The sequence below is a fragment of the Sporosarcina ureae DSM 2281 genome (assembly GCF_000425545.1).
Classification (GTDB): domain Bacteria; phylum Bacillota; class Bacilli; order Bacillales_A; family Planococcaceae; genus Sporosarcina; species Sporosarcina ureae.
In genome coordinates, this window is the sequence record NZ_AUDQ01000004.1 from 146649 (window position 1) to 159005 (window position 12357).

General features: G+C 42.8%; 11 protein-coding genes. 3 read left to right on the forward strand and 8 right to left on the reverse strand.

Features of this window, described 5'->3' with window-relative positions; translation table 11 throughout:
* Positions 1 to 19: 19 nt before the first annotated feature.
* From kynA to kynU, 3 genes are read right to left on the reverse strand one after another with little or no spacing between them, the layout of a single operon-like run.
* Positions 20 to 838, reverse strand: a complete 819-nt coding sequence (kynA, locus tag H605_RS0105840) for a tryptophan 2,3-dioxygenase (protein WP_029053365.1) — start codon at positions 836 to 838, stop codon at positions 20 to 22.
* A complete protein-coding gene (kynB, locus tag H605_RS0105845) occupies positions 835 to 1467 on the reverse strand; it encodes an arylformamidase (RefSeq protein WP_029053366.1) in 633 nt (210 codons plus the stop codon). Before kynB ends, kynA begins: the two co-directional genes overlap by 4 nt.
* Positions 1464 to 2735 (reverse strand): kynureninase, encoded by a 1272-nt coding sequence (gene kynU, locus H605_RS0105850; RefSeq protein ID WP_029053367.1) that lies wholly within the window; start codon positions 2733 to 2735, stop codon positions 1464 to 1466. The genes kynB and kynU overlap by 4 nt, the downstream gene beginning before the upstream one ends.
* A gap of 123 nt (positions 2736 to 2858) precedes the next feature.
* On the opposite strand from kynU, the gene H605_RS0105855 reads away from it, so the two are divergent.
* Positions 2859 to 3173, forward strand: a complete 315-nt coding sequence (locus H605_RS0105855; protein WP_029053368.1) for an MGMT family protein — start codon at positions 2859 to 2861, stop codon at positions 3171 to 3173.
* A gap of 400 nt (positions 3174 to 3573) precedes the next feature.
* On the opposite strand, the gene H605_RS0105860 is transcribed toward H605_RS0105855, so the two are convergent.
* The 3 genes from H605_RS0105860 to H605_RS0105870 are packed head-to-tail and all read right to left on the reverse strand — an operon-like array spanning position 3574 to position 5835.
* Complete coding sequence (locus H605_RS0105860) at positions 3574 to 4311, reverse strand: amino acid ABC transporter ATP-binding protein (RefSeq protein WP_029053369.1); 738 nt, start codon at positions 4309 to 4311, stop codon at positions 3574 to 3576.
* Entirely contained in the window at positions 4308 to 5024 is a 717-nt protein-coding gene (locus H605_RS0105865; RefSeq protein ID WP_029053370.1) for an amino acid ABC transporter permease, read from the reverse strand. The genes H605_RS0105860 and H605_RS0105865 overlap by 4 nt, the downstream gene beginning before the upstream one ends.
* Entirely contained in the window at positions 5014 to 5835 is an 822-nt protein-coding gene (locus tag H605_RS0105870) for an amino acid ABC transporter substrate-binding protein (protein WP_029053371.1), read from the reverse strand. Before H605_RS0105870 ends, H605_RS0105865 begins: the two co-directional genes overlap by 11 nt.
* 235 nt (positions 5836 to 6070) lie before the next feature.
* Between H605_RS0105870 and H605_RS0105875 the strand changes: the two genes are divergently transcribed.
* Positions 6071 to 7582 carry an APC family permease gene (locus H605_RS0105875; RefSeq protein WP_029053372.1) on the forward strand — a complete coding sequence of 504 codons (1512 nt, stop codon included), beginning with the start codon at positions 6071 to 6073 and terminating at the stop codon, positions 7580 to 7582.
* Between the two features lie 107 nt (positions 7583 to 7689).
* Here the strand turns inward: H605_RS0105875 and H605_RS0105880 are convergent, their stop codons facing one another.
* Both H605_RS0105880 and H605_RS0105885 read right to left on the reverse strand, forming a co-directional pair.
* Positions 7690 to 9135, reverse strand: coding sequence for a DASS family sodium-coupled anion symporter (locus tag H605_RS0105880; RefSeq protein WP_037561660.1), 1446 nt, complete (start codon positions 9133 to 9135; stop codon positions 7690 to 7692).
* Between the two features lie 316 nt (positions 9136 to 9451).
* Complete coding sequence (locus H605_RS0105885; RefSeq protein ID WP_232321186.1) at positions 9452 to 10693, reverse strand: cytochrome P450; 1242 nt, start codon at positions 10691 to 10693, stop codon at positions 9452 to 9454.
* Positions 10694 to 10936: 243 nt separating this feature from the next.
* Between H605_RS0105885 and nhaC the strand changes: the two genes are divergently transcribed.
* Positions 10937 to 12355, forward strand: coding sequence for a Na+/H+ antiporter NhaC (gene nhaC / locus H605_RS0105890; protein WP_335695461.1), 1419 nt, complete (start codon positions 10937 to 10939; stop codon positions 12353 to 12355).
* Positions 12356 to 12357: the final 2 nt, after the last annotated feature.

The following is a 12357-nucleotide window of genomic DNA, read 5'->3' on the forward strand; positions in this document are numbered from 1 at the left end:
TTGCTAGCTTGCCAGTTTGTCAAATTTTAGTTCGGACATCCCAGAGTTCCGGAAAGAAGCGATGATCAAGTACAGATTTTAGATAGTGAACACCCGAAGAGCCACCTGTGCCTTGCTTAAAGCCGATAATACGCTCCACTGTTTTCATATGCCTAAAGCGCCATTGCTGATGACTGTCTTCGATATCGACTAGCTTTTCCGCTAATTGATATAAATCCCAATATCGATCTACATCCCGATACACTTCAAGCCATGCAGCCGCTACACTCGGATCTCCTTTATAAGTAATTGAAAAATCACGTGTGAGTAAGTCTGCCTTGATATCAAAACCTGCACGTGCCAAAGCTTGAATGGCTACATCATAAATTCCCGGTGCCTCATACGCTTTCGCCAACCTCTTTGACAGCTCGTTATCCTTTTCATAGATTTTAATAATTTGTGGTTGTTTATAACCTAAAGCAAACTCAATCAAACGATTTTGATAGGATTGGAATCCTGAAGCCTTTCCTAAACTATCGCGAAACTCCATGTACTCGGCAGGCGTCAATGTAGCCAAGACATCCCATGCCTGAATAATCTGAGTCTGAACCTTTGAGACGCGAGCTAACATTTTGAACGCTTCGGGCAATTCACCTTGCTGAATCAATTCGATCGCTGTTTCTAGCTCATGTAAAATCAGCTTCATCCATAGTTCATTTACTTGATGAATAATGATAAAAAGCATTTCGTCATGATGTCCCGATAGACGCTTCTGGCTCGATAGTACCTGATCTAAATGCAAATACTCGCTGTACGTCATCGAATCCCTAAAATCGGTATGAATCCCTTTTTCCTTCATGACTGTAACCTCCTGACGACTGCACGGACAGGACTTCCATCCGCATCTTCCAATGCTAAAGGCAATGCAATCAACTCATAATTCCCCACTTCCAATGAATGTAATACTAAATTCTCGATGATAATCACATCATTGCGATATAACGAATGATGACCAAGTAGATCTTTGCTAGTCTCCGAATCAACGGATGGTGTATCTACGCCGATTAGGCGTACACCTCGCTCCTTCAACAGTGGCCCGACATCTTCCCCAATGACAGTGAAGTTCTCAGGAAATTTCGTTGGAGTTGGGTGACTTCCCGTTTTCACTAAAAGTCGTTCTGCACCGTCGAAATCAAATGCTTCCAAATCTGCCCGTGTCACACAGCTAACTCCTGTCACGTCTACTAAACAAGCTTTGCCTATATACAAATCCACTGGTAAATCCAAGATTTTTAATCCACCATCATCATAATGAAAAGGGGCATCCGTATGTGTGCCGATATGCGTACTCATCGTTAATTTACCTATGTTTACCGAACCGGACTGCTCTTTCGATACGGCTACTTCATAGGCAAACGGTGTATCCCCAGGCCACTCCGCAATACGCTGATTCAATGGTTGTGTAATATCGATCCATTGTTTCGTCATGCCACCACCCCGCGTTCATTCGAAAATTGTTTATAAACATCTTCTTGCATAATCTTTTTGAGAATTTGTACCGTTTGCCAGACGTCTTCAAATGAATTATACAGTGCAACAGGTGCTAAACGAATACCGTCAGGCGCACGGAAGTCCGGAACGACACCTTGTGCTTTCAATGCTTGACATATTCTTGCGGCTTCCTTGTGCTGCAGTAATAAGTGGCCCCCACGTGAATCGTCCAGCGGGTTCCCGATACCAAATGAATACTCACCCAATTCATTATCTATACAACTCAACATAAAGCTTGTGAGTTTCAATGACTTCTCACGGATTCTCTCCATTCCAAGTTCCTCGAACATTTCGAGTGAACCGAGTAGCGGAGCCAGGCTCAATATATGCGGCGTGCCGATTTGGTATGCGCCTGCATCTGTTGCAGCTGTCATCGTATGATTCATATCAAATTGCTTGGTTTTATCAGAGCCAAACCATCCTGCAAGACCTGCCTTTTTACCGAAATGTCGTTCATTGACGAATAAACCACCAACGGAACCAGGTCCGCCATTCAAGTGTTTATATGTACACCAAAAAGCGAAATCTACGTCCCATTCATGAAGTGCATGTGGTACGGATCCAACCGAATGTGATAAATCGAATCCAATTATGATATCTCTTTCTTTTGCGGCTTGCGTAAGCGTTTTCATGTCTAGCACCTGACCACTGCGATATAGAACTGACGGCAGTACAATTAACGCGACGTCTTCCGTCATTGCCTCAATGATTCGCTTTTCATCAAGCGTAAGTCCATCTTCACTTTTCACACGTATCAGATGCTCTTCCGGATCAAGCCCCTGTACACGAATCTGACTTTGCAACGCATATATATCTGACGGGAAATTCAATTCATCCGCTAGTAATTTCGTTCGTTTTCCCAAAGGTCGATAAAATGTGGAAACCATTTGATGTAAATTGGTCGTAGTAGAACCTGTTGCAATCACTTCAGATTTCTTCCCGCCAACTAATGGTGCCATTCTATCCCCTATTTGTTCTGCCATGTAATACCACGGATGCATTCCTTCCGTCCAGCCATCGATTGCAAGTGTTTTCCATGTGTCTACCAGTTCGAATAACTTCGTTTCTGCACGCTTCGATAATAATCCAAGTGAATTTCCATCCATATAGATTTTCTCTAGCGGTAAATAAAATTCCTCTCTGTAAGGCGCAAATGAATCTTGCTGATCTAGTACTTTTGCAAACTCTAGTGTATTGGAGCTCATATACATTCTCCTTTCTATCTGTACATAAATAATACCATATTGGCATTCAATATCGTCTGAATAATGGCATAACACGTCTCGATAATCTATGCTAGACTTTACAAAAAAGGAGGTTGCACCACTATGGAAAAATTTACAGAACAAGCCGTGGCAATCATTCAAGCCATTCCTCCAGGTCGTGTGATGACCTATGGACAAGTAGCTGCGGAAGCAGGAAATCCTCGCGGCGCAAGACAAATTTCACGTATTTTACATTCGATGAGTGCTAAATATGAATTGCCTTGGCATCGTATCATCAATGCACAAGGTGGAATCTCGACTCCGGAAAACGCAGAAGGTAACGGCGAGACACAACGTGAGCGATTGCTCGCGGAAGGTGTTCAATTCAACGCAAACGACCGTGTCTCACTCGATACATATCGTTGGCATCCGGACTGAATGGGAAGTATGTAGTTTGGGTTGTTGAGATTGAGCGGTTACGACGTCGCTATGAGCGGTTGAGCCAGGTGTTTGAGCGCTCATAGAGATTGTTAGAGCGGTTGTGAGGTTGCTTTGAGCGGTTAAAGACGAACTATGAGCGCTTGAGCAAGCTGTTTGAGCGCTCACGGAGATTGTTAGAGCGGTTGTGAGGTTGCTTTGAGCGGATAAGGACGAACTATGAGCGCTTAAGCAAGATGATTGAGCGCTTACGGAGAGTGTTAGAGCGGTTGCTCGGTTGCTTTGAGCGGTTAAGCATGAACTATGTCACTTATACAAATTAATGAGCGAAAACGCTAATTTCCACTTATATCAACACAGAAAAACGCTTGGCATCTTATGTGCCAAGCGTTTTGTCTATCTATACTTGTAATAAACTCAAAAATTTCTTAGTTCGCTCATGCTTTGGATGGTTGAAGATCTCAGCTGGTGCACCGCGTTCTACAATGACACCATCATCTATAAAGATTACCTCATCGGCCACTTCCTTAGCGAACCTCATTTCATGTGTTACGACAGCCATCGTCATCCCTTCATGTGCTAAGTCCTTCATGACTCGAAGTACTTCACCGACAAGTTCAGGGTCGAGAGCGGATGTCGGCTCATCAAACAACATGACTTTCGGATCCATCGCAAGTGCTCGTGCAATTGCAACACGCTGTTGCTGACCGCCTGAAAGTTGGAAGGGATGCTTGTCCTTATGATCAGCCAATCCTACTTTATCTAGTAGCAGTTCAGCCTTCTTCACGGCTTCTTTATGCGATAGCCCTTTGACTGTAGTGAGTCCTTCCGTCACATTACCTGTCGTTGTCAGGTGCGGAAACAGGTTATAGCTCTGAAATACCATTCCTGTCAAACGACGAAATGCACTGATAGATTTTTTCGAGACCGATGTATTAAAGTCTAGCTTCTGTCCATCTATAGACAGCACGCCACCATTCGGTGTTTCGAGCACATTCAGACAACGTAACAACGTAGATTTACCAGAACCTGAAGGACCGATAATCACGACCACTTTTCCCTGCTCGATTTCCAAGTCTACATTTTTTATTACTTCTTGCGATCCGAAAGACTTTTTCAGTCCTTGTATAGAAATCATGATAATCCCCCTGACTTACCGACAACTCGATCCAGGCGTATTTCAATTCTACCTTGGATGATCGACAAGATGAAACAAATTACCCAATATACTAGAGCCGCCATAATATAGACGAATAAAAACTCATAGTTCATAGAGGCAATTTCTTGCGCCCGCCTAAATGTCTCAGCTACTAAAATAGTAGCTGCAAGCGACGTATCTTTCACCAGTCCAATAAAGGAATTCGAAAGCGGTGGTACGGAAACTCTAGCAGCTTGCGGCAAAACAATCTTCCGCAATGCCTGCAAGTAATTCATACCGATAGAATATGCTGCTTCCCACTGTCCTTTAGGAATGGACAGTATAGCTGCTCGAATGATTTCCGAGGCATAGGCACCGACATTCAATGAAAAGCCTATGATGGCCGACGGGAAGGGATCAATGGTGATGCCAATTGTCGGCAACCCGTAGAATATGATAAATAATTGTACAAGCAAAGGCGTTCCTCGGATAATTGATACATACACCCGCGCTATTGCTCGCAATAATTTATTAGATGAAATTCTCGCTAATGCCGTAAAGATTGCAATGATCAATCCAATACTAAATGCGATGATTGCCAAGGGGATGGTATACTTAATAGCCCCTTCAATCAATGGCCCGATAGATGTTGATGCGATTTCTTGGAATCTTTGTATACGTTCGGGACTTAGTGCAATCGTATTAAGATACATCTTCGCCGAACCATTTTTCGGAGATCGTCTTCAATGTACCATCTTCACGCATCGCATCCAACGCTTTGTTTACTTCTTCTATTAAGTCTTCATTGCCTTGTCTGAATAAAAAGGCGCTCTCTGATTGATTCTCTTCAGAGATTTCTTCTTCCTCAACAACTTTAATCGGCGCATCAGGTTTTTGTTTTAAGTAATCAAGTGCAGAAAGTTTATCATTATACGTGCCATCTACTCGTTTTGAAACGACTAAGTCGACTCCTTGGTTGAATCCGTCGATTTTGATGATTTCCGCACCATTAGCTTTTGCTAGTTCGCCATAGTTACTTGTCAATGTCTGCGCAGCTTTCTTTCCTTCCATTCCATCAAACGCAATATCCGCGTCTTCACGAACGACCAAGACAGAGTTCGAGTGCGTATAGGCTTGAGAGAATTCATACTTTGCTTTGCGCTCTTCATTTACACCAACTTGATTGGCAATCATGTCAAATCGTTTCGCATCTAAACCTGCAAAAACAGCATCCCACTGTGTTTCAAAAAACTTTGCTTCCACGCCTAAACGTTTCGCAACTTCTTGTGTAACTTCCACATCATAGCCTGTGAGCTTTCCAGATTCATCGTGAAAAGAGAAAGGTGCGTATGTTCCTTCCGTTCCTACATTGAGCACACCGTTTGCGAGAACTTCTTCTAGCAGACCGTCTTGCTCTGCCGGTTTTTCAGCGGAATCATTGGGCTTACTTTCTTCTTTACCACCACATGCTACCAAAACAGCAGCCAATAAAACGATCATAAATGGTAGAAGTACTTTCTTCATCTATAAAACCCCACTATTCTTATAAGTATTTGTTGTTTAGAATCATAAAAGATTGAGTAGACTCTGTCAACATGTAAAGCTTGCATCATACGTTATTACACTATACAGAATTCGTTGGCAAAACTAAATACTTCTGTCTTACGAAAGTAAAATAATAATATGATGCCTAACACGTTTTAATTCCCTAAAGAAGGGGCATACAATCGCTATACTACTAACTTAGGGGTTGGATCACATGGATCAAGGATCTGAGAATGCACGAAGGAAATTAAATAAAACATTAAAGCCATCATGGGTGTTTGCTATCGCACTCGGCTCATCTGTCGGTTGGGGAGCGTTCATCTTACCAGGGGATTGGATTCAATCTTCCGGACCACTAGGCGCAGTCATTGGATTAGGAATTGGCGCACTCGTGATGATGATCATCGCCTCCAGTTATGGTGTAATGATCAAGAAGTTTCCGGTTTCCGGGGGCGGATTTACATACGCTTTTGTGGCGGCAGGGAAAGTATGGGCGTTTATTTGCGGCTGGTTCTTGTCACTCGGTTATATATCGATCGTCGCATTAAATGCTTCTGCACTCACTTTATTACTGAAATTTTTAGCTCCCGGATTTATGAAACAAGGGTTTCTATATAGCGTCGCAGGATGGGACGTATACATACCTGAAATCATCGTTGCCAGTTTGCTGATTTTAGCATTCGCATTTATTAACACGACAGGCACAAGTATTTCAGGTCAGATTCAATTTTATTTCAGCGTCTTGCTTGTTGCCGGTGTCATAGTACTCGGTATCTTCACATTCGCTGGAGCCGAACAACCGCTTGCCAATTTGCAGCCATTGTTCAAAGGGAATCAGTCAATTATTACTTCTATACTTGTAGTATTGGCAATTGCACCATGGGCATACGTCGGATTCGATAATGTGCCGCAAGCTGCAGAAGAATTCAACTTTTCCCCTCGTAAAGCAACTATGCTAATTGTAGCTTCTCTTTTCACATCTTTCGTAATCTATGCGATCATGATTGGCCTGACTAGCTGGACATACCCTGCAACGGCTAACATCGGAAACGGTGACTTATGGGCAACAGGCGAAGTTGTTCGTTCCGCACTAGGAATCGGAGGACTAGGTATTATGGCAGTAGCGATTGTCATGGGAATCTTCACTGGTTTGAACGGTTTCTTCATGTCCTCAAGTCGTCTATTATTTTCTATGGCGCGTGCACGTGCATTACCTAACTTCTTCCGTGAGATGACGGCAAACCAAACACCTAAGTGGGGGATCTGGTTCGTGGCATTAATTACTTTGCCGACACCATGGTTTGGTCGCCAAGCATTGACATGGATCGTTGATATGTCTTCAACGGGCGTATCTGTTGCCTACTTCTTCACATGTCTCGCAGCATTTAAAGTACTAGCGTGGGGCAAAGAGGAAATAGGACGTGAAATTGCACCATTGAAAAAGTTTTTAGCATTACTGGGTATGGTTGCAAGTGGATCATTCTTAGCATTACTACTTGTGCCAAACTCTCCAGCGGCACTCACAACACCCTCTTACTTATTATTACTCGCTTGGACAGTCGTAGGTGTAATCTTCTATACGGTGATCCGCAAGCGTTACAATAGCCTGACACAAGATGAGACGGAGTATTACATATTAGGGAAATCCATTGACTCAGAAGTGATGGATGCAGCAACTGTAGAACACGATACCGATCTTCCTGTTCCAGAAGCTACTCGTTCATAAGCATACTAAATAAAGGACCGCCACAAGTCTACACTTCTTGTGGCGGTCCTTTCCTTACAGTAGAAAAGCAGAGACCATAAAGGTCTCCGCTTTCATTACATCTAGTCTTATAGAAGTCCAATCCACTGCCAGTAAGTCGCACTGAAGAGTAAGATTAACAAGTAACCAATAATCGTAAGCGGGACACCTGTCTTCAAGAAGTCTTTCACTGAGAAAGCACCGGTTCCATATGCCAACATGTTCTGCGGAGCACTGACAGGCAGCAAGAACCCGAAACTGATGACGAACTGCTGAATTAAAACAAATCCGACTTCATTGACATCAAGTGAAATCGTCGTTGCCAATGCGATAAATATCGGGATTAATGCCGAGGACAAACTCGTCGCACTCGCAAACCCGAGGTGAATTAAAATATTAAACAGTGACAGTAAAGCAATAGTTGCGAGCAACGGCATAGTATCCAAACCAATTGCGCCGAACACTTTATCAGACAGCCACTGTGCACCTGTTGTATCTAGTAATAGTGTACCCATTGAGATACCTACTGCGAAGACGACGATCGTTCCCCACGGAATCATTTGCTGAACGGTTTTCCAATCGAATACACCGATCTTTGGTGTGAGTAAAATTGCAATAGCGACAATAGTGACAGTCGTTGTATCAAATGGGTGCAGTTTTTCTTCTGTTGCCCATAAGAAGAGTAAAGTGACTGCAACGACAATCAAGCGGAGTTCGGAAGCTTTGATTTTGCCGAGTTCTTTTAATTGGCCCTGAATCAATTCCTTACCGCCTTCAACTACTTGTGTTTCGGGCTTAATAACCAATTTCATGATGAAGAATAAAGCGATTGACATGAGAATAGACCATGGAGCTGCATACAAGAACCAAGAACTCCACGCGACGGATACACCGAATTCCTTCTCAATAAAGCCAAGGGCGACCATATTCTGTGCAGCACCCGTTTTAATACCAACATTCCAGATCGAAACGGATTGAACGGCCGTGATAACGAGCAAAGCTCCTAATCGACTGTTTGTCGGCAATCCGAATGCAGCGACCATACCAAGCAAGATCGGAACGACAGCTCCAGCACGTGCCGTTGCACTCGGTACGAAGAATGCCAAGACGATCGATACGACGATGGAACCAAAGATAATAGCTCCGGTTTTGACGCCTACTTTCGATAGAATATAAAGCGCCAACCGTTTATGTAAGTTGGTCGTCTGCATGGCGGTAGCGAGGAACAATGCTGCCGCTACTAGTGCTACTGCAGGACTTGAGAATCCGGCCAATGCCATTCTTAAGGCGTTTTTCGTTCCTAACAATTCTTCAGGATTTTCCATGTTCGGCGCGAGGCCGAGCAGTACCGCAGCTAACCCAAGAATCATGGCTGCGCTGACAGGATACGGTACGGCTTCAGTCACCCATAAGATCACAGCGAATGCTAAGATGGCCAGTGATCTTTGACCGACTACAGGTAGATCTGCAGGGTTGGGAAGTAAAACGATAGTTATGAGTACAGCGAATGCCAAGAGTATCCATAACCCCTTCAGATTACGTTTCTGCTTCTCTGGCTGAGGAGCAACTTCTTGTGTTGTTGTCACAAGTATTCATTCCTTTCTATATAAAGTTATATCCTAATAGCACCCTCAACATTTTATAAATAACTACATTCTTGATATATGTTGAATGCATTACTGCAAAAACATGTTGTAGCTTCGTTGCAACATATTATAGTAGGAAGTGTTCAAGAGTTCCCCGGTAAGTCAATTAGATCTTTCATACAAAATATTCATTTAACGCATCAAGAGAGCTTTATATAAAAAGCTCTCTCAAGAAGTAGAACTCTTTTAGAAAGTCTACTGCTTGTCAGTCTTTTCGTCTCACGTTCTTTAAAATGATTTTACTTTTCGGGATGCTTGGGATATTGACAAGGCTGTAGCTCAAATCCTGTTTTGGCACATCAAATGTCATACGATTCGCAAAGTAATCCAAGCTCACTTTCATCACTTCGATTGTCACCCACTCTCCAGCACAGCGGTGGTTAAGTATGAATTCTCCACCACCTTGTGGAATGAGATTGTATGGGGTAATTGGTTCATCCTTGAATCGCGTCGGATCAAACACTTCGGGATTATTCCATATGGTAGGATCATGATTCGTTCCATAGAAATCAAGCATCGTTAGCGTCCCTTTTTTGAACGCATAGCCTTCCCATTTAAAGTCTTCTTTCACGCGTGCAGCGTTAAACGGGAAAAAAGGATAGAGTCTGCGTACTTCCTGAACGAAGTCTTGCAAATCTTTTTCATCTTCTGAAGCCAATCTCTTTTGATGTTCGGGATGCTGAATCATCGCGTGTACTTCAAATGCAATATAAATAGAGATCGCCACAATTGGGCGAATGATGTTCAATACTTCTACAGCTGCTATTTTTTCATTCAGCAACTCGTCCTGTTCATCTCGATGAAAGGCAAAAACTTTCATAGCCGTGCCTTCAAAAGGAATCAAGTCACCTTTTCGAACCGATTTAATAAGACCACCGATCCATGTCTCCAACTCCTGTCGTGCCTTCTTCGCCTTCCACTGCTTATAACCAAGTGTCACCGGTGATTCGAAAAGCTGAATGATCGCTTCCTTTTTCTCTTGCACTTCTTTTTCTTTTAACGGGACGCCTGCCCATTGACAAGCTAAGCGAAGAAGTAATTCCTGCGCTTCGCTATAAACATTTACTTCCTGTTGTTTTTCAAAATCATTTAACTTCCGCTCCCATTGATCTTTCAACATTTCTTTCAACTGGTTGATTTTTTCCGCAGACATAAGCGACATAAAAGCTTCTTTACGATGGCGATGCGCGACCCCGTCGAGTGATTGCACGCCACCTTCACCTGTTAACGTTTCTTGGAAGCGCTTTGGCATGGCTCCTTTTCGAATAAACTTCTCCGTATCATAAAAGAGTGCTGCAGCTTGTTCTCCCGACAGGCAAATGACTTTTTCTCCAAGTATATGTGCTTCAAATATATTGGATTGCAACCCTCTTCTGCGATTACCTAAAAACTGATAACCTTCACGAATCATACTAGCTGTCTGATTTTTCCTTTCTAATTTTGGCATTGGTCTACTTTCCTGCATGAATAATCACTTCCTTTTCGAATACTTTCTATATGCTTTACCCTGTTCAGCGTGCGAGTAATCGGTCCATTCCTCTATTGACAAATCTTTCTGACATGATAAAATTCAAAACGATAACTTTCTATACATGTACAGAGCGATCTATTATATAATGAATCTATGTCTTCTATACTTTTATTCGCAACTGCAGGAGACTGATCAGATACTCCTTCGTCCTTTAAGGGGATGACAGGAGTTTTTCTATATTTACAGGAGGTCATAAGTATGTTCCCAATTAAGGCGATTCATACGCCAACCGTTAAAGCATCAGTCATACTGACCGTGCTAATTGTGGCGATGATCAGTGCCAGCATCATCGTATTTGATTCTGTACCACATGTACCCATTTTATTTGCTATTCTTTTATTATTTGGCTATGGATTATGGAAGAAGATTTCATACAAAGAGTTGGAACGTGGGTTAGTTGAAGGTGCAAGTTCTGGAATGAGCGCGGTGTTTTTGTTCTTCTTTATCGGAGTTCTCGTGAGTAGCTGGATGATGGGCGGAACGATTCCTACCTTGATCTATGCTGGACTCCAAATCATTACGCCAACGTTTTTCTACGCCATCGTATTCATCGTCACAGCAATTATCGGCTTATCGGTCGGTAGTTCATTGACAACTGTTGCTACGATTGGTGTAGCGTTCATTAGTATGGCACATATTTTAGAGCTTTCTTTGCCTATTGCGGCAGGTGCGATTGTCTCGGGCGCATTTTTTGGCGATAAGATGTCACCGTTGTCTGATACAACCAACTTAGCCTCTTCGATTGTTGGCGTAGACTTATTTGAACATATACGCAATATGGGATGGACAACATTTCCCGCGTTCTTCATCTCACTTATCTTATTTGGTGTGTTATCACCCAATGTGACGTCTAGCGATTTTTCGACAATTGAAAAATACAGTGATGCACTAATCGGTACAAACTTGATACATTGGTATACGTTAGTTCCTGTCGCTGTGCTGATCATTTTGACATTCGTTAAAGTCCCAGCTATCCTGACGCTGGCTGTCAGTGCATTATCCGCCATTATCGTTGCATATATCCATACATTTTATGGCGCTTCCGAAGTTTTGAGTATTTTATTTAGTGGCTATGAAGGGTCCACAGGCGTCGCAGTCGTGGATGAATTATTATCTCGCAGTGATGGAATGGAAGGTATGATGTTCACGATTTCGCTTGTGTTGCTTGCACTTAGTATGGGCGGCATGCTATTTACGTTAGGTATTGTACAGTGCTTGCTTGCAAAAATTGAAAGTGCGCTACGTAAAGTGTCATCAGTAATTTTGACTTCTGCGCTTACTGCAATCGGCATCAACGTTTTAATCGGTGAACAGTATTTATCTATCCTATTGACGGGCCAAGCCTTCCAATCCAGCTACGAAAAGGTTGGACTGGCAAATAAAAACTTGAGCCGTGTCATGGAAGACGCCGGGACCGTCATTAATCCTCTTGTACCATGGAGTGTAGCAGGTATTTTCATCACGACCGTGCTTGATGTACCAACGATTGCTTATTTACCATTTGCGTTCTTCTGTTTATTGAGCCCGATTTTAACAGTACTATTTGGCTATTTAGGGAAGACCCTAACACGCATTTAATT